This is a genomic window from Caballeronia sp. dw_276 (assembly GCF_018449635.1).
Lineage (GTDB): Bacteria > Pseudomonadota > Gammaproteobacteria > Burkholderiales > Burkholderiaceae > Caballeronia.
This window is the reverse complement of the sequence record NZ_JAAVUV010000001.1, coordinates 129,907-146,452: the sequence shown is the minus strand read 5'-3', so window position 1 is coordinate 146,452 and position 16,546 is coordinate 129,907. Positions and strand designations below refer to the sequence as shown.

17 protein-coding genes are annotated in these 16,546 nt (G+C 59.7%); 3 read left to right on the top strand and 14 right to left on the bottom strand.

Annotated features, from left to right (window positions below; genetic code table 11):
- Positions 1–15: 15 nt before the first annotated feature.
- Genes HB633_RS00670 through HB633_RS00660 form a run of 3 tightly spaced genes read right to left on the bottom strand, consistent with a single transcriptional unit; the run spans position 16 to position 3,151 of the window.
- Positions 16–1,029: a GlxA family transcriptional regulator gene (locus HB633_RS00670; RefSeq protein ID WP_213776159.1), complete on the bottom strand. Its 1,014-nt coding sequence runs from the start codon at positions 1,027–1,029 to the stop codon at positions 16–18.
- 48 nt (positions 1,030–1,077) lie between these two features.
- The gene (gene choW / locus HB633_RS00665) at positions 1,078–1,980 is read right to left on the bottom strand and encodes a choline ABC transporter permease subunit (RefSeq protein WP_213776158.1); all 903 of its coding nucleotides are present in this window, start codon (positions 1,978–1,980) and stop codon (positions 1,078–1,080) included.
- Complete coding sequence (locus HB633_RS00660) at positions 1,973–3,151, bottom strand: glycine betaine/L-proline ABC transporter ATP-binding protein (RefSeq protein ID WP_213776157.1); 1,179 nt, start codon at positions 3,149–3,151, stop codon at positions 1,973–1,975. Before HB633_RS00660 ends, choW begins: the two co-directional genes overlap by 8 nt.
- 397 nt (positions 3,152–3,548) lie before the next feature.
- Between HB633_RS00660 and HB633_RS00655 the strand changes: the two genes are divergently transcribed.
- Positions 3,549–5,534 (top strand): methyl-accepting chemotaxis protein, encoded by a 1,986-nt coding sequence (locus HB633_RS00655; protein ID WP_213776156.1) that lies wholly within the window; start codon positions 3,549–3,551, stop codon positions 5,532–5,534.
- A 19-nt stretch (positions 5,535–5,553) separates the two neighbouring features.
- Here the strand turns inward: HB633_RS00655 and HB633_RS00650 are convergent, their stop codons facing one another.
- The 6 genes from HB633_RS00650 to HB633_RS00625 all read right to left on the bottom strand — a co-directional run bounded on the left by HB633_RS00650 (position 5,554) and on the right by HB633_RS00625 (position 9,844).
- Complete coding sequence (locus tag HB633_RS00650; RefSeq protein ID WP_213776155.1) at positions 5,554–6,186, bottom strand: flavin reductase family protein; 633 nt, start codon at positions 6,184–6,186, stop codon at positions 5,554–5,556.
- Positions 6,179–7,120 carry a 3-hydroxyacyl-CoA dehydrogenase family protein gene (locus HB633_RS00645; RefSeq protein ID WP_213776154.1) on the bottom strand — a complete coding sequence of 314 codons (942 nt, stop codon included), beginning with the start codon at positions 7,118–7,120 and terminating at the stop codon, positions 6,179–6,181. Before HB633_RS00645 ends, HB633_RS00650 begins: the two co-directional genes overlap by 8 nt.
- 205 nt (positions 7,121–7,325) lie before the next feature.
- Positions 7,326–7,628: a hypothetical protein gene (locus HB633_RS00640; protein ID WP_255580680.1), complete on the bottom strand. Its 303-nt coding sequence runs from the start codon at positions 7,626–7,628 to the stop codon at positions 7,326–7,328.
- Between the two features lie 605 nt (positions 7,629–8,233).
- Positions 8,234–8,386 carry a hypothetical protein gene (locus HB633_RS00635; RefSeq protein WP_200945775.1) on the bottom strand — a complete coding sequence of 51 codons (153 nt, stop codon included), beginning with the start codon at positions 8,384–8,386 and terminating at the stop codon, positions 8,234–8,236.
- Between the two features lie 233 nt (positions 8,387–8,619).
- Positions 8,620–9,021: a hypothetical protein gene (locus HB633_RS00630; protein WP_213776588.1), complete on the bottom strand. Its 402-nt coding sequence runs from the start codon at positions 9,019–9,021 to the stop codon at positions 8,620–8,622.
- Positions 9,022–9,160: 139 nt separating this feature from the next.
- Positions 9,161–9,844, bottom strand: a complete 684-nt coding sequence (locus tag HB633_RS00625; RefSeq protein WP_213776152.1) for an MgtC/SapB family protein — start codon at positions 9,842–9,844, stop codon at positions 9,161–9,163.
- A gap of 161 nt (positions 9,845–10,005) precedes the next feature.
- Between HB633_RS00625 and HB633_RS00620 the strand changes: the two genes are divergently transcribed.
- Positions 10,006–11,121 (top strand): AGE family epimerase/isomerase, encoded by a 1,116-nt coding sequence (locus HB633_RS00620; protein WP_213776151.1) that lies wholly within the window; start codon positions 10,006–10,008, stop codon positions 11,119–11,121.
- Between the two features lie 266 nt (positions 11,122–11,387).
- Positions 11,388–11,828 (top strand): PaaI family thioesterase, encoded by a 441-nt coding sequence (locus HB633_RS00615; protein WP_213776150.1) that lies wholly within the window; start codon positions 11,388–11,390, stop codon positions 11,826–11,828.
- 76 nt (positions 11,829–11,904) lie between these two features.
- Here the strand turns inward: HB633_RS00615 and HB633_RS00610 are convergent, their stop codons facing one another.
- The 5 genes from HB633_RS00610 to HB633_RS00590 form a co-directional block, all read right to left on the bottom strand.
- A complete protein-coding gene (locus tag HB633_RS00610) occupies positions 11,905–12,753 on the bottom strand; it encodes a fumarylacetoacetate hydrolase family protein (protein ID WP_213776149.1) in 849 nt (282 codons plus the stop codon).
- A gap of 213 nt (positions 12,754–12,966) precedes the next feature.
- Positions 12,967–13,809 carry an amidohydrolase family protein gene (locus HB633_RS00605; RefSeq protein WP_213776148.1) on the bottom strand — a complete coding sequence of 281 codons (843 nt, stop codon included), beginning with the start codon at positions 13,807–13,809 and terminating at the stop codon, positions 12,967–12,969.
- Positions 13,806–14,864 carry an aldo/keto reductase gene (locus HB633_RS00600; RefSeq protein ID WP_213776147.1) on the bottom strand — a complete coding sequence of 353 codons (1,059 nt, stop codon included), beginning with the start codon at positions 14,862–14,864 and terminating at the stop codon, positions 13,806–13,808. Before HB633_RS00600 ends, HB633_RS00605 begins: the two co-directional genes overlap by 4 nt.
- 22 nt (positions 14,865–14,886) lie before the next feature.
- The gene (locus HB633_RS00595; RefSeq protein WP_213776146.1) at positions 14,887–16,176 is read right to left on the bottom strand and encodes a UxaA family hydrolase; all 1,290 of its coding nucleotides are present in this window, start codon (positions 16,174–16,176) and stop codon (positions 14,887–14,889) included.
- Positions 16,173–16,520 carry a UxaA family hydrolase gene (locus tag HB633_RS00590; RefSeq protein WP_346730239.1) on the bottom strand — a complete coding sequence of 116 codons (348 nt, stop codon included), beginning with the start codon at positions 16,518–16,520 and terminating at the stop codon, positions 16,173–16,175. The genes HB633_RS00595 and HB633_RS00590 overlap by 4 nt, the downstream gene beginning before the upstream one ends.
- Positions 16,521–16,546: the final 26 nt, after the last annotated feature.

Below are 16,546 nucleotides of genomic sequence, written 5' to 3'. Positions count from 1 at the left end.
GTTTGAAACAGGTGATCAAGCTGATTGCCTGCGCTCGATGCTCGGCGCGTGGCCAAACTGCGCGCGATATGCCTTGCTGAAATGACAAGGCGAATGAAAACCGCAGATCGCGGTGACGCGCGAGATAGAGGCGTCGCTGTTTCGCAATAGTTCGCGCGCGCGCCGAAGCCGCAGCGTCAGGTAATAATGCGTCGGCGATACGCTCAGGAACATCTTGAACATGCGCTGCAAATGCCGTTGCGAAAGTTTCACGAGCCGTGCCAGTTCTTCGAGTGAAAGCGGCTCTTCGATATTCGCTTCCATCAGCCGCACGACTTCGATCAGCTCGGCACGCGAAAAGCCAACGCGGGCATCCACGGGTATGTGTTGATGATCGGTCGTGCCGCGAATCCGTTCCACGATGAACTGCTCGGACACCTGCGCCGCGTGCGCCTGCCCAAGCCGCATGCCGACCAGGTTCAACATCAGGTCAAGCGGCGCGGTGCCCCCCGTGCACGTCACACGATCCCGGTCGATGACAAAGATTTCATCGGCGAAACGCACATGAGGGTAGCTTTTGTGCAGCGGCGACATGTCTTCCCAATGCACGGTGCAACGGTAACCGTCCAACAAATTCGCCGCGAGCAGCGCGTATGCGCCCGTGCAAATGCCGCCGAGCGGCATGCCCTGCTGTGCAACTTCCTGCAGCAGCGCGATCACCTTCTCATCCACGTAATCTCGCACATGCCAGCCCGCGCACACGATCAACACGTCCGGCATGCCGGCTTCGGCGAGCGTCTTCGTGGGCTTGACCGTGATGCCATTGCTCGCGCGCGCCGGCTCGCCGTCGGGCGTAATCACCGACCACGTGTAATGTTCCGCGCGGCCTACATAGTTCGCCATCCGTAATACTTCGATAGCGCTCGTGAAAGCGATCATCGAAAAATTTGGCAGCGTCAAAAACCCGAAGTGCGACAGCTTCGATAACGGCGAATCAGGCGGCTGACCCGCTGGATGAATCCGGTCCGGCACCATCGCGTCGCGCTTCATCGGGTTTTTATCCTTGGCTGGTTTGACCGCGTGCCTTCATATGAAGCTTCAGCTTTGTTGCGCAGCCGGCGTGCGCCGCACACGCATGACGCTGCGAATACCTGAGAGCAACGGTGCGCGCGCCATACCCGGCGAACGACCAAAGCTTTCCGTGATGCGGTCCAGGATGATCGCGAGCAACACCACCGACAAGCCGCTTTCGAATCCCAAGCCGATATCCAGCCGCTGAATACTTGCAAGCACGTCGTTGCCGAGACCACCGGCTCCGACCATCGATGCAATGATCACCATCGACAACGCCATCATGATGGTCTGGTTCACGCCGGTCATGATGGAGGGCAGCGCGTTCGGGAACTGCACCTTGTAAAGCAATTGCCACGGCGTGCATCCGAACGCCTGACCCGCTTCCACGATCTCGCGATTCACATGCTTGATCCCAAGCGATGTGAGACGCACGGCAGGCGGCATCGCGAAGATCACCGTCGACAAGATGCCGGGAACGCGTCCGAGACCGAACAGCATGGCCGCCGGAATCAGGTACACGAACGCGGGCATGGTCTGCATCAGGTCGAGCACGGGACGCACGATGGTCTCGATGGTCTTGCTCTTCGCCGTCCAGATTCCGAGCGGAATGCCGAGCAGCAAGCTGATCAACGTGGACGAGAGCGTGAGACCGAGCGTGATCACCATCTGATCCCAGAAGCCGGTCGCGTAAATCAACAAGAGCGACAACAACACGAACAGTGCAAATCGCCAGCCAACCCGCCACAAGCCGATGCCGACAAAGATCGCCATCATCAGCCACATCGGAATGGCCTGGAGACCGTGTTCGACCAGCGCCGCGAAGCTCTCGATAACCCGGCCGATCGCGTCGAAGGTTTTCGCGTCGTGGTCCAGCAAATATTTGACGCCGTGATCGACCCAACTGCCGAGCGGGATAATTTCAGACATGGGAGCCTCTATGTCGAGTCAGAGCCTTGAGGACGTTCGTCTTGTTGACCGAACCACAATACGATCCGTCCGCGTCCACCACCGGCAGCGGCGCGCGGCTCGCGACCACGCGGCTGACAACAATGTCGAGCGGCGTGGTGCGTTGAATGCATTCAATGACGTTGATTTCCGGCGATGCCTGTCCCACCGAATCGCGGCACACGAAACCGCGAATCTTGCGCTCCTGGTCCATCACGAACGCATAGTCGGCGCTGCCGTTGAGCGCTTGCGAGACGCTCGACGCGTCGATCTGCGAGCCGTGTTTCATCAGCGGCACCGCGTCGGTTTGCATCAGGTCGCCGGCGGTCAGGTAGCGGCTTGTATCGATACCTTCGAAGAACGCGCGCACGTAGTCGTCGGCGGGATTCGAAATGATTTCCTGCGGCGTGCCGATCTGCACCACGCGGCCGCCTTCCATGATCGCGATGCGCGTCCCAATGCGCAGCGCCTCCTCCAGATCGTGCGACACGAACATGATCGTGCGCTGCTGTTCGCGCTGCAGGTCGAGCAGCACGTTCTGCATTTCCTTGCGCTTGAGCGGATCGAGCGCGGAGAACGCCTCGTCCATGATCATCAGCGACGGATTCACGGCCAGCGCCCGTGCGAGCCCCACGCGTTGCTGCATCCCGCCCGACAATTCCGCCGGCAGTTTCTGCGCGAACGGTGCAAGACCCACCTGTTCGAGCACGCCCATCGCGCGTTTTTCGCGTTCCTTGCGCCCGACGCCCGCCACTTCCAGCCCGAACGCGGCATTCGATAAAACCGTGCGTTGCGGCATCAGCGCGAACGACTGGAACACCATGCTCATGTCCTTGCGTCTGAGCGACGTGAGTTCCGAGCGGGGAACGGAAGCAACGTCGCGTCCATCGATCAGGACCTTGCCCACGGTTGGCTCGACCAGCCGGTTGATCAACCGGATGAGCGTCGATTTGCCGGAGCCGGACAGGCCCATCAGCACGAAGATCTCGCCCTCGCGCACATCGAACGACACGTTGTGGACGCCCACAATCTGGCCGGTCTTGGCAAACACTTCTTCTTTCGTTGCGCCGCCGGCAAGCATGTCGATCGCCTGCTTCGGGCTCGTGCCGAAGACCTTGCACAGGTTTTCGACCACGACCTTTTCGGATTTCATCGAACGCTCTCCTGGTTGGCGGACGTGCGTCCGCGCTCTCTATACATAGTTGCCAGAAAAAAGTGCGGGTTGCCGACTATTTCCGACGCTCACATGTGGAAATACGACACCCTGATTTGCTTTTTCTGGCAGATGAAAAGGCGGAGCCTTGCAGGGCAAGGGTTTGCGAGCAGCTACCCAGGATTTCTGGTTGTTTTCGGCATGTCGCGCCAGAGCAAGTGACGACCGTTTTTATTCGATTTCTCGATGCACGCACGGCTCTTTTGGCGCCCGTTCATCATATTTCAGAAATGGGGACGGATTTGCCGGTAAATACGAACGGTCGTCCCGGAGTCAAGATTCGCGCCGCGCCGCCGATAACCATTCATATTCCCTACATGTCCCTCAGAAATCAACTATGTCGAAATTCAACCTCCGCCGTGCAAGTGTCGGCGCGAAGTTCGCTGCTCTAGCGTGTGCTTTGGCGGCCGTGGTCGTGGCCGGTTTTACCATCGCGGTGACGCATTCCGCCGGGCAGGAGATCGATGCCCAGGCCCTCGCCCGCATGGACGACGACAATCGTGCAATCAGCACGATGATCCATCTCTACGATAAATCCGTCAGCGCTGAAGTCGAACGCGCCATGACACTGTTCGCAAGCTTCCTGCCGACGGATTTCGCGCTCGACGAAGCGCAAAAAGTCGATATCGGCGGAATGGCGACGCCAACGTTCAAGGCCGGCGACAAGCCGATGAACCTCGATTTCTCGATTCCCGACCAGTTCCTCGAACGCAGCGGCGCTATCGCGACGGTGTTCGCGCGCACCGGTGACGATTTTGTGCGCGTGACGACATCGCTGAAAAAGCAGGATGGCGAACGTGCCATCGGCACATTGCTTGACCGCAAGGGCCCGGCGTATGCGCTGATTCTTGGCGGCAAACGGTTTATCGGTATGGCGTCGCTGTTCGGCAAGCAGTACATCACCGAGTACAAACCTGTTGCCGATGCATCGGGCCGCGTGATCGGCGCGTTGTTCGTGGGCGTGGACATCAGCGCGGAAATCGCCACCCTGCAGCAGAATATCCGCGATCTGAAGGTGGGTGAGAATGGCTACTTTTTTGTCATCGATGCATCGAACGGGCCGAACCGCGGCAAGCTCCTGGTGCATCCAGCCGTAGGCGGTTCGAACGGTACGGCCGATACGACGATCCAACCAGCCGATGAACGCATCGCACCGTTCAAGCAAATGCTCGACGCCAAGGAAGGCCGTCTTTCGTTCGACGCACTTGACACGCCCGAGCTTACGAATCCGCAAGTGCATGGCGGCGAGAAGGAAATCGTGTTTCGTTCCGTGCCCGAGTGGCAGTGGGTGATCGGCGGAATTGCGTATCGCGACGAACTGCTCGCCGATATGCGCGCCATGCGTCATCGCTTTTTGCTGCTGGGTTTGCTGGTGATCGCCGGGTTTGTCGCCGTGCTGCTTTTTGCCGTGCGCAAGCTCGTGACGCAGCCGCTGGAAGCGCTCACGCACGCTTCCGAGCAGATCGCGGCAGGCGACCTGAGCGTGCGCCTCGCGACCACGCGTGAAGACGATGTCGGCCGGTTGATGACGGCAATCGATGGAATCGCGACGGGCCTGGCGCGCATCGTCACGCAGGTGCGAAGTGCATCGGCGGATATGTCGGATGGCACAGGCCGGATTGCGGCAGGCAGCAGCGACATCTCGCAGCGCATCGCGACGCAGGCGAGCAGTCTCGAGGAAACCGCCGCGAGCATGGAACAGATCACATCGACCGTGCAACAGAACGCTGCCAACACGGCGCAGGCGGATCAACTGGTGGCATCGGCTTCAGACGCTGCGCGCGCCGGCGGCGAAGCAGTAAGCCGCGTGGTCACCACGATGAGCGAAATCGATGCATCCGCGCGCAAGATCTCGGACATCACTTCCGTGATCGAAGGAATCGCGTTCCAGACGAACATTCTCGCTTTGAACGCGGCCGTTGAAGCCGCGCGCGCGGGCGAGCACGGCAAGGGCTTCGCCGTGGTGGCCTCGGAAGTGCGGGGCCTCGCGCAACGCAGCGCCGCGGCGGTCAAGGAAATCGAGGCGCTGATCGCGGAATCGGTTAACCGTGTTGCCACAGGCTACCGGATTGCCGAAGAAGCACGCGGCACGATGACCGGGATCGTGGAACGCGTGGCCCGAGTGAATGCGATCATCGGCGAAATCAGCGTGGCGTCGCGGGAGCAGTCGAGCGGTATCGAACAGGTGAATCTCGCGGTTGCGCAGATCGGCGAAGCGACACAGCAAAACGCAGCGCTGGTTGGCGAGGCTGAGCAATCCACAACGGAATTGCTCGAGCAAGCCGAGCAGCTCAGCCGCGCGGTGAGCGTGTTCCGGCTTTGACCATGCGCCGGCCGCCGGGTTACGAAGCCGGCCGGATCATCTCGAACATTTCGCCGATGCCCGCGTAATCCCCACGATACCCCGCACGCATGATCGGTTGCGCGGCGGCGGTATCGAAGATGCCGTCCTTCAGGAATTCGCGGCGGATATGAACGCCGACCACCTGACCAAGTGCAAGCCAGTTGTTCATTGGCGTGCCGTCGAGCGCTTTCAACCGGATGATCTGCAGCAGCTTGCATTCGAGCGCGGCCGGGGATTCGGCCACGTGCGGCACGGCGACGTTGACGCCCCGCGCCTTGGTCAGTCCGGCGAGTTCGAACTCATCGGTTTCATGCGAAACAGGCGCCGAGGTCTTGTTCATTTGCTCGGCGAGCGGCCTGCTCGAGAGGTTCCACACGAACTCGCCGGTCTCCTCGATGTTCCTGATGCTGTCCTTGTACCCCTCGCTCGAAAATCCAATGATGTAGGGAAACGTTGCGAACGCGCCAAAGAAGCTGTAAGGCGCGAGGTTCACGCGACCGTCGGTATCGCGACTCGAAATCCAGCCGATGACCCGTGGCGCGACGATTGCCTTGAACGGATCATGGCGGAGCTGATGTCCTTCGTCAGGATGATAAAAATGCGTGCCGGAGGTGCTGCTGCTGTCACTCATGGTTCTTCCTGGATTTCTTTGCAACGTGGTGAATCAGGCGCTTGCGCCCAGCCTTCACGCGCGCGTGGTGCGCGTCGTTCCAGTCGTAGAAGCCCTGCCCGCTGCGCACGCCCACATGACCTTTTTCCACGCGCTCGCGCATCAATTGCAGGGCGTCTTCATCTTTTGCAAGCTCGGGCATGAGATGCAGGCCGATGTCCAGCAGCGTATCGAGCCCGCCTAGATCCGCGCTTTCCAGCGGCCCGACCATGCCGTATCGACGGCCGAGCGACGATTTCATGACCGCATCCACGACTTCCGGGGTCGCCGCGCCCGACCTCACAATAGCCAGCGCTTCGCGCAACACCGCAAACTGCAATCGGTTACCGACAAAGCCCGGAATTGCCTTGGTCAGCACAACCGGTTCCATGCCGATGGCCGTCATCAAATCTGCGGTGCGGCGCGTGACTTCAGGATCGGTTTCGGTGCCCGGTACAACTTCAACGAGGGGGATGGTATGCGGGGGATTCCAGAAGTGCGCGATCACAAAACGCGCTTTGTTCTGCAACACTTGCGCAAGGAGATCGGGCGGAAAACCGCTGGTGTTGCTGGCAAAAATGGCGTCCTCACGCAATAGCGGCTCGAGCGCCCGGTAGGTCCGGTTCTTTAGTTCGAGCACTTCGGGGATCGCTTCCACGATAAATCCCGCCGTCGCCACGCGCTCCAGCTTTTCGGTGGTTTCAATGCGCCCAAGCACGCCAGCTTTATCGTCCGCATGGAACACGCCGGCGTCGATCAATTCGTCGAGGACCGCTTCTGCTTTTGCATGCACCGACGCCAGCCGCGCGGCATCGATGTCATGGACGATGGTCGCGTAGCCGTGCAGCGCCGCTTGTGTTGCAATGCCGACGCCCATCAGGCCGCTGCCCACCACGCCAATAGTGATCTGATTCAAGTTTTCTCCGCTGTTTTCCAAGCCAATTCGCGGGACGTGTTCACCCGCCCGTGCCAGCTAGGATAGCGCAGCGGCCTCGAATACGCGGTTCGGCCAAATGGGCTATGACGTGAATCGAAGCGCCGGATTCGGGACGAAAAAAACCGGCTGCCTATTCAGCGAGCCGGTTTCGTCGCGCAACGCGGTCGGGCGTCAACCCATCCGGTTAGCCGTGACGATGATCGTCGTGGCGATCAGCGTGCGGCGGCGCATGGCGCGGACCTGCATCGTGCGGATGGTGGCGCATCCATTCGTCGCGCTGCCAATAACGGTGTCCGTCCCAGTAACGGTCGCCGTGCCAGCCCAGATTGATGACCACGGCGGTTTTCATCATGTGCGGCTCGCCGTAGTTTTGTTGGACTGCCGGTCCGTGAATCATGCCGTTGTCGACTTGAGCGAATGCGGCCGTAGCGGTCATCAGCGCGCCGCCGGCGAGCATGGCGGCAATGATCGTGCGTGAGGTTTTCATGACTGTTCTCCCATGTTCAGCTTGAATCATCTTTAAAGACGCGCGGTGGAACTGGCCGTTGTGCCGTCAGTGCCGCGTCGTTGAGAACACTGTAGCCATGCGGCAGATTGCACGACGTGAGCGCTTGTAAGTGTTCGTATCAATCGCGCGCATTACCAAATCTCCGCTACTGACTTGGTAAGCCACTGATTGGATTCGTTTTTAAGCCGCATCGGAAATGGCGTCGCAAGGGGTTTTGTCGTGCGCTATGTAAGCAACGAAAATATGGAACACCGCTCTGGCAAGCCGTTCATTACGAACGCTTTTCAACTACATGCGAAGTTATTGATTTGTAATGTGCATGCCGGGTTCGATCGTGGGCAGCGAACGCGAGGGAGGGCAAACGAAGACGCGCGCAGTGGCGCTATAGGACAACGAAGACAGCAGATGCTTGGGCGACGATTGACCCGGAACGACGGTCTATCGGTAAAATAATTTAAGCTAGAAAAACTACAGAACGTCAAACTTGAGAAAACAGGCGAGCTGCACTACGAAAAACAGATGTCAAGCTAAAACCAATAAAACGATCTATTTTTCTACGCAGCCCGCGCTGCTTTCACGACAGCTCACAGACGAATTCCGAAAACCGTACCACGTGCCTTCCGAACGCGCTCTGCTTCGCGTTGACGGGCTTGGTACGAGTAGTCCGAATCCATGGGAAGGTGCGGCGATTCGAACAGCGATGCGATTTTTTGCAGCAATGCGAAGAGGTAGCTCATGTCGGACTCCAGTGGGTTGGTTCAGGGTTATCCCTTAGGCATCATTATAGGGTTTCCACTGATCGATTCCTAGCGCAACGCAACATTTTTCTCGTAGTTTTTCTACATCAATGCGTTTTAGCAACGTTTGTTTCAGGAGCTTGGCTTGAAATCAGTAGGTGTTACCGGATTCGATCGCCGCTTCGCATGAGGGCAAAATTGGGGCTCGATTTAATGGTCGCCAGGAGACCATGTCAAGATTCGGCGGCCGGCTCATCGAACAAGAGGTCGAGCGTCGGCACTGGGTTCGCGCTGGCGGCGCCATCAGGAAAAGCACACGCGCCAGTATCGTCCGATGCAGCCCCGCGCCGTGCCGTAGCCGGCAAGGCTGATGCCGCCGAAACGGCCGCCATGAACACATCGGGCAGTTCGAATCCCGGGAGCGTGGCCTGCCGAATGTCCGTGTTCAACGCCTGGAGCGTGGCACGCTCGGCATCTTCGGCAAACAGATCGAGCGTCGGAGCGCCGTATGGCGCGGGGTTTGGCGTCGCGTCGCGCTGTGCCGGCCGGACTGAGCGAGGCTGGCCGATAGCGGGGTCATCGGCTGAAGGAGCGGGTTCACTCGAACGGGCGGGATTTACAACGGAATCGGGCATAAGTCGAGGATGAACTACAACGCTGAAAGCGAAGCGAGCGACCACCGCCGCCAATAAGCGGCCTGGCGCCAAACGTCTGCTGGATTTTTTGAGCGCGCATTGTCGCACGCCGGTGCCGATTATTTCGGCGACCGCATGACTACATTGCGCCCTCTTCCTTGAATTCACGCACGGTTTCAAGGGCGCGCAGCCGTGCGCAAATCGCCTGATATTCCGCCGCCGACACTCGCGACAGCGATATCTGCACTTCATCCAGGTCGGCGGAATCATCGCTTTGCTGCACGACGAACTGCTTTACCCGCACGCTGCCCGCGCCCAGCGCCTCGTGCAGCGCGTGAAAATTCAGCGTGCCGCGATCCACGAGCAGCGTCAGCTGACGCCGCTGTTTCACCGATATGAACCGCCGCTCGAGCGGTTTGATGCCCGCAAGAATGATCAGGATGATGATGGTTGCAGCTATCGACGCGGTGTAGAGCCCGCCGCCGACGGCGAGCCCGATCGCGGCGACCGACCACAGACTCGCTGCCGTCGTGAGACCGCGGATGATCTCGCCGCGCAGCAGAATGGAGCCCGCGCCGAGAAAGCCAATCCCTGACACGACCTGCGCCGCGATCCGCGACGGGTCGAGGACGATGTGATCGCCGCCGAGGACATCGGCGAAACCGAACGCCGAGACAATCATGATGAGCGTCGATCCAACGCACACGAGCATGTGCGTGCGCAGCCCGGCCGCCCACGACAGCCGCTCCCGCTCGAAGCCGATCACGCTGCCGAGCGCGGCGGCCAGGATGAGCCGCGCGATGAGTTCCATATTGCCTAACATGAGTGGTTTTCTCCTTAGAATGCGTTTTATGGTGGCCGCAATGTGTCCGCGAGGGCCTTCGCGCGTCGATGATGGTCCGGCAAGCGGCCGTTTTGATTTATCCTTGGTGCCCGCGTCCGGTGGCGAGCGCCGCCGGGCTCAACCATCATCGATAAAGCCGTATGCACGACCCAGATTTCACTGCTGGAACACCCCCGACCGGCGCGACCCTGAAGGCGCATTATGAGCGCGTCGTACTGCCTATCTGGCGCGGACCGGGCTTCAATCCAGCGATGCGTCTCGCTTACGAAGCCGTCGCCAAGGATGGCGTAACGCCCGTGCCCGCACATCGATACCGCGCCATGGCATGCGCCCGGCAGTTGTTCGTGTTCGCGCACGCGGGGGACATTGGCCACGCCGATACGCTGTTCGATTCGCTTCTGACCTATTTTCAGGACAGAAAAAACGGCGGTTGGTTCTATAGCGTCGATGCTGTTGGCGCGCCGCACGAGCGCCACAAGGACCTCTATACGCACGCGTTCGTGATTTTTGCGTGCGCGGAATACGCCCGTCACGCGTCGCCCGCTGCCGCGCAAAAAGCGTTGGCGACGCTGGAAGAGACCTCGGCGATCATCGAACGGCAGATGAGCGCCGAAGGCAATCTGTTCCATGCCGCGATGAGCGAAGACTTTTCCGTCTCGCTCAATTCGCCGCTGCAAAATCCGTTGATGCACCTGACCGAAGCGTGGCTTGCCGCGCGTCAAACCACGGGCTTCGCGGTCTTCGATCATCGTCTGGAAAAGCTCGGCGCGGCTGTCGCGCGTGCTTTTGTGCACCAGGAAACGGGGTGCATCGCCGAATTGCCGATTGGGAGCGCCAACAACTGGCTTGAACCCGGGCATCAATTCGAATGGCTGTTTTTGGTGGAAGGTAGCGCACACGCGGCTTTCAAAGCGGCTGGGCTGAACCGGGCGTTGTTCCGCGCGTTCAATTTCGTGCAGCAAACCGGCGTGGATCCGGTGACGGGCGGCGTGGCTGCATCGGTCGATGAGCGCGGCGGTGTTATCGATTCGACGCAACGTATCTGGGCGCAGACCGAATATCTGCGCGCGCTCGCCACGCATTCCGGCGCTGAGGTGCGCGCGCAGTTACCCGCCCAGATCGAACGCTTCACAAAGCGTTTCCTTCGGCCGAACGGATGGATTGAAAGCCAGACGGCCGATGGCGTCATCGTGCGTGCCGAAATGCCTTCGACCACGCCCTACCATCTCGCGACCGCGTACGACGCGTTGCCTTGAAACTTCAGCGTCGTCTTGACGTGTTCAAACGCCTCGCCATTCACGCGAGGCGTTTTGCATTTCAGCCGGAAAAACCGCTGCTTTGGATTCAAGCCGCTGATAAATCACGTTTAAACCGGTAATTTGTCCGCGAATTCGAGATCGTCCTTGCGCAGTGGACATGCACTACCTACAGTCCTTTGCAGGACCGCGACGACGGCGCTCGCCCCGATGCGGATTGTGGGACTCAAGCTGACTGGACCGAAACCAAATGTAGGAGTGTCCGAATGGCCGAAATTGTCGATATCGCACGGGGCGCGTTGAACGCGCAGCCGTTTAGCGCCCTGCTGGGAACGAAACTCATGCAGGTCGACTCCACGAGTCTCACCCTATGTCTGACCATCCGCGATGAACTGAGGCAGCAACATGGTTTTGTGCACGGCGGCGTGGTGAGTTATCTCGTCGATAACGCCCTGACCTTCGCCGGCGCACTGCGCCTGGGTCCGAAGGTGGTCACCGGCGAGTACAAAATCAACTATTTGCGGCCAGCGGTATCGGGCACATTGCTGGCCCGCGCGCGCGTGATCTACGCGGGAATGACGCAGGCCACATGTCAATGCGACGTGTATGTCACCGATGGCGGCACGGAACGCCTCGTTGCAGTCGCGCAAGGGACGATTCACCGGATCAGCGAAATGGCGGCGGAGCTGGAACCGGTCAGCGCCTGACTATCTGTGCGGTAAAACGAACAAGGGGCCGTTCCAACTTATGCTGGAACGGCCCCTTTCTTTTATCGGTTCGCGCTTACTTTGCGTCGACCGTGGTTTGTTGCTGTTCGCCCAGACCCTGGATGCCAAGGCGAACCGTCTGGCCTGCCTTGAGATATACCGGCGCGGGTTTCACGCCCATTCCCACGCCCGGAGGCGTGCCGGTGGAGATGACATCGCCCGGCTGCAGGCTCATCACCTTCGACAGATACGCCACCAGTTCCGCGACGCCGAAAACCATCGTCTTGGTGTTGCCGTTCTGATAACGATGTCCGTCGACTTCCAGCCACATGTCGAGATGCTGTACATCGGCGATTTCGTCCTTTGTAACGAGCCACGGACCGATCGGGCCGAAGGTATCAAATCCCTTGCCCTTATCCCATTGCGTGCCATGCTCGATCTGCCATTCGCGCTCGGAAACGTCGTTGATTACGCAATAGCCGGCCACGTAATCCAGCGCGTCCGCTTCGCTGACGTACTTCGCGTGCTTGCCGATCACCACGCCGAGCTCGACTTCCCAGTCGGTCTTTTTCGATGCACGCGGAATTTCGATGTTGTCGTTCGGACCGCAAATGGCGCTCGTCCACTTGCCGAACAGCACCGGTTCGGTCGGAACCGGCAGGTTGGATTCCGCGGCGTGATCGGCGTAATTCAAGCCGATACACACGAACTTGCCCACGCGTGCAACGCAAGGGCCGATGCGCGGTTCGCCCGTCACTTCGGGCAGCGTGGATGGATCGATTGCGCGGAGTTTCGCGAGCGTGGCGTCGGATAGTGTTTCGCCGGCGATGTCGTCAACGACACCCGACAAGTCGCGAATCTTGCCGTTCTGATCCAGCAAACCCGGTTTTTCCTGACCGTTCGGCCCAAAGCGCAGCAGTTTCATCGTGAGTGATCCTTCAGTTTCAGGTTTTGATTCGGTTGATAAGGTGTTCGGTATGGCCCGCTTGTGGCCAAGGTTCGCCGGGAGCGGCGTTTCAAATATCGTGCGATAGAACCAGAACCATAGCATTCACGCGACACATCTTTTTACCATTCCCGGCTTTCGTTGCGATTGCTGATGCGAAATTCCGCGTATACCGTGCCGATTCTTCATGTCTTATAAACGGTAGAACGTCTTCGCGGTGTCGCCGAAAATTGCTTGCTGTTGCGCTGCATCCAGATGCAACGTCAATTGCCGCGCTGCGTCATTCCATCTTGCATAGTCACCGTTCAGATTGAGCACCGGCCAGTCGCTTCCCCACATGAGGCGATCCGAGCCAAAGTGCTTGAGAAGATGATCGACGTATGGTTTGAGCGTCGCCGTCGTCCAGCCGGGCGCGGCTTCGGTCGCAAGGCCCGAGAGCTTGCAGCGCAATCCTTGAGGCAACGCAGCCAGTTCTGCAATGCCATCTGCCCAGATTTGCCACCCGGCGTCGCCGTCCTTGATTTGCGGTTTCGCACCGTGATCGATGACGATTCGCAGGTCGGGGAAACGCTCTGCAAAAATCTTCAGCGATGCAACGTGGCGCGGGAAGATCAGGGCATCAAAAGCAAGATCGTTTTTGATCAGCGCATGGATTGCCGGCGTCAATGCGGGATTCTCGATCCAGCGATCATCTGGAAGGTCCTGAAGCATCGGGCGCACGGCTTTGAACTTCGGTTCGTGCGCTAATTCGTCGATCAATCGGGCCGCGTTGGGCGCGTCGAGCGGGACCCATCCCACTACACTCGCGATGGATGAATCGTTACGCGCAAGATCGAGCAGATAACGTGTCTCATCCACAGTCTGCGCCGCCTGGACGACGACCGTCCGCGCAACGTTCGCCGCTTCGCGAAGCGGCTTCAAGTCATCGGGACCAAACACGCGATACAACCCGCTCAACTCAGGCGTCAACCAGCCATAGTCGCCGCGCGATGGATCCCAAAAATGCTGATGCGCATCGATAAATTCAGCGCTCATACGGGCACCGGCGCGGAAGCATGCAGCAGTCCCGCTGCTCTCAGCGCATCCCACAAATCGGCAGGCAACGGATCGGCGAATGACGCCGCGTTCAGCCGCACCTCATCCGGGTTACGCGCGCCCATCAGCACGGTGGCGACAACTTTATGCGCATAAGGAAACTGCAGGGCCGCGCTCGACAACGCGACGTCATGCTCGCGGCAGATCTGTTCCAGCGCATCGACACGTTCGATGACCGACTGCGGCGCATCGCCGTAATTGAACTTCTGGTTGATCGCTTTTGGCGGCACATCGTGCGTCAAACCGCGCGCAAGAATGCCCGAGTTGAACGCACCGCCGAGCAATATGCTGACGTCGCGTTTTTCGCATTCAGGTAGAAGGTCGTCGAGGACGGCTTGCTCCAGAAGCGTGTATCGGCCGGCAAGCAATGCGCAATCGATATCGAATTCCGCCATCGCTTCCAGCACCGCCGCGCCTTCGTTCACGCCGAGTCCGACTGCTTTTACGCCACGCGATGTACGCAGTTCATCAAGCGCACGAAAACCGCCTTCGTCCGTAAGTTGCCGCCAGTAAAACGCGTTCTTTTCGCCGTGCGTGACGCGGCCGATGTCATGGATCAGCACAATGTCGATATCCACGATCCCCAAGCGCTGCTGACTGTCTTCGAATGAACGAAGAATGCCGCCGTAGGTGTAGTCGTAGATCGCCTGGAAAGGCAACGGATTCGCCCAGCCTTCGCTGCCGTCGTACGGCGTCGTGCGAGGGACAAAGCGACGTCCGACCTTGGTCGACAGCACGTAGTCTTCGCGCGGATAGCGCCGCAACGCGTCCCCTACGCGATGTTCAGCTTTCGTGTGGCCGTAGTGCGGCGCGGTATCGAAGAAGCGGATGCCGGCTTGCCATGCGGCGTCGACCGTGGCTTGTGCGTCTTCCTCCGACAACTCGCTGTACAAGCCGCCAAGCGGCGCGCTGCCCAGCGACAACGCTGTAACTTCCAGCGATGTTTTTCCAACCTTGCGCTTTTTCACGACGGGATTTCCGGTGATTGGGTTCATCGCTTGGATGTCGATGCGTGGATCAAACCGAAGCAATCGGTACGGCGTGCCGCGGCGTCGCATTTGCCGGCAAGCAGGCGGGGCCAACCGGATCGAACGTCTTGTAAGTCAGGATGAATTCCTGATGACCCAGCGATTCAGATTTGGACGCAGCGCCTGCCGCGACTTTGACGGTGACATCGAATACCTCGCGGCCCACTTCGTCGAGTGTCCCGCGGCCTTCAAGAATCCGGCCGGCATCGACGTCCATATCGCCGGAAAGATTGCGATACGTCGCGGGGTTCGCGCAGATCTTGATCACGGGCGAGATGGCCGAACCGACCACCGATCCGCGACCGGTCGTGAACAGGATCACATGCGCGCCGCAGGCGATCAATTCGCCGATTTCCGCATTGTCGCTGATGTTCGGGAAACCGAAACGCGGCTCGCCGTCCGGCACGACATCGAGCAAATACAGGCCGCCTACCGGCGGGATGTCACCCGGTTTGATGATGCCGACAATCGGGGATGCACCGCTCTTCGCGTACGCGCCAAGCGACTTTTCTTCCTGCGTCGTGAGGCCGCCATCCGCGTTGCCGACTGCGAACGAACCGTGCCCGAGGATCGAGTAATAGCGCGCAGCCTTGTCCACGCACGCGACGATTTCCTGCCCGAGTTCCGGCCGCGCCGCGCGGCTTTTCATATGGAATTCGCAGCCGACAAGTTCGCCGGTTTCTTCGAAAATGCATGCGGCGCCGGCGTCGATAAACGCATCGAACGCGCGGCCCACCGCTGGATTCGCCGTGATGCCGCTGGTGCCGTCGGAACCGCCGCAAATCGTTCCGACGATGAGTTCATCGAGCGCCATCGGGACTTTTGGCTGGGCTGCGAGCGTCGCGCGCGTCTCGCGAATCCAGTCGAGACCATTCTGGATCGTGCTGCGCGTGCCGCCCTTTTCCTGGATGGTCAGGACCTCGGCGGGACGGCCGCTTGCGCGCACGGCATCGACGAGATAGTGCTTGTTCATGCTCTCGCATCCCAGCGATACAAACAGCACCGCGCCCACGTTCGGATGCGTGGTCAGCCGTTCCATCATCTTCTCGGCATAGCCGTTCGGATAGCAACCGGGGAAGCCGATCAGGTGAACAGGTGGTTCTTGCTCGGCATTTGGGTCATCGAAGGCATCGAATGCGGGACGAAACTGCGTAACGATCTCGCGCGCCACGTGATGTGCGCACTCCACGAGATACGCAACCGCGATCACATTGCGAATGCCCTTGCGGCCGTCGGCGCGCAAAAAGCCTTGAAGCTGAGGAGCGATGGATGCTGTCATTGGCTTGGCTGTTCCCGGTGATCCACAAACGCGTGGCCGGCGTCGTGCGTGTAGGTCGGGATGTAGTCGCTCTCGAGATTGTGGGTGTGCAAATGGTCGCCGGGCTGAACATCCGAACTCACGTGGCCGATGATCGCGCCGTAGCGCAGCACTTTTTGATCGGTGCGCAGCGCGTAGCGCGCGACTTTGTGTCCAAGGTCGATGGTCTTCGCAAGCGTGACGATTTCCCCTTCGATTTCGACGCGCTCGCCCGCCTCCAGACGCGCGCCCGCAATCAGGCAATTGTCCTGCGGGCTCTGGAGAATCAAACGTGAGTCGGTGGGTTTGTGCGGGGTTTGCGGCACGCAGACTTCCTTGAATTCGTTTCGGC

Excerpts from the sequence above, each read along its gene's own strand:
- HB633_RS00670 (WP_213776159.1), bottom strand. The coding sequence starts at position 1,029 with ATGAAGCGCGACGCGATGGTGCCGGACCGGATTCATCCAGCGGGTCAG.
- choW (WP_213776158.1), bottom strand. The coding sequence starts at position 1,980 with ATGTCTGAAATTATCCCGCTCGGCAGTTGGGTCGATCACGGCGTCAAA.
- HB633_RS00660 (WP_213776157.1), bottom strand. The coding sequence starts at position 3,151 with ATGAAATCCGAAAAGGTCGTGGTCGAAAACCTGTGCAAGGTCTTCGGC.
- HB633_RS00655 (WP_213776156.1), top strand. The coding sequence starts at position 3,549 with ATGTCGAAATTCAACCTCCGCCGTGCAAGTGTCGGCGCGAAGTTCGCT.
- HB633_RS00650 (WP_213776155.1), bottom strand. The coding sequence starts at position 6,186 with ATGAGTGACAGCAGCAGCACCTCCGGCACGCATTTTTATCATCCTGAC.
- HB633_RS00640 (WP_255580680.1), bottom strand. The coding sequence starts at position 7,628 with ATGAAAACCTCACGCACGATCATTGCCGCCATGCTCGCCGGCGGCGCG.
- HB633_RS00635 (WP_200945775.1), bottom strand. The coding sequence starts at position 8,386 with ATGAGCTACCTCTTCGCATTGCTGCAAAAAATCGCATCGCTGTTCGAA.
- HB633_RS00630 (WP_213776588.1), bottom strand. The coding sequence starts at position 9,021 with ATGCCCGATTCCGTTGTAAATCCCGCCCGTTCGAGTGAACCCGCTCCT.
- HB633_RS00625 (WP_213776152.1), bottom strand. The coding sequence starts at position 9,844 with ATGTTAGGCAATATGGAACTCATCGCGCGGCTCATCCTGGCCGCCGCG.
- HB633_RS00620 (WP_213776151.1), top strand. The coding sequence starts at position 10,006 with ATGCACGACCCAGATTTCACTGCTGGAACACCCCCGACCGGCGCGACC.
- HB633_RS00615 (WP_213776150.1), top strand. The coding sequence starts at position 11,388 with ATGGCCGAAATTGTCGATATCGCACGGGGCGCGTTGAACGCGCAGCCG.
- HB633_RS00610 (WP_213776149.1), bottom strand. The coding sequence starts at position 12,753 with ATGAAACTGCTGCGCTTTGGGCCGAACGGTCAGGAAAAACCGGGTTTG.
- HB633_RS00605 (WP_213776148.1), bottom strand. The coding sequence starts at position 13,809 with ATGAGCGCTGAATTTATCGATGCGCATCAGCATTTTTGGGATCCATCG.
- HB633_RS00600 (WP_213776147.1), bottom strand. The coding sequence starts at position 14,864 with ATGAACCCAATCACCGGAAATCCCGTCGTGAAAAAGCGCAAGGTTGGA.
- HB633_RS00595 (WP_213776146.1), bottom strand. The coding sequence starts at position 16,176 with ATGACAGCATCCATCGCTCCTCAGCTTCAAGGCTTTTTGCGCGCCGAC.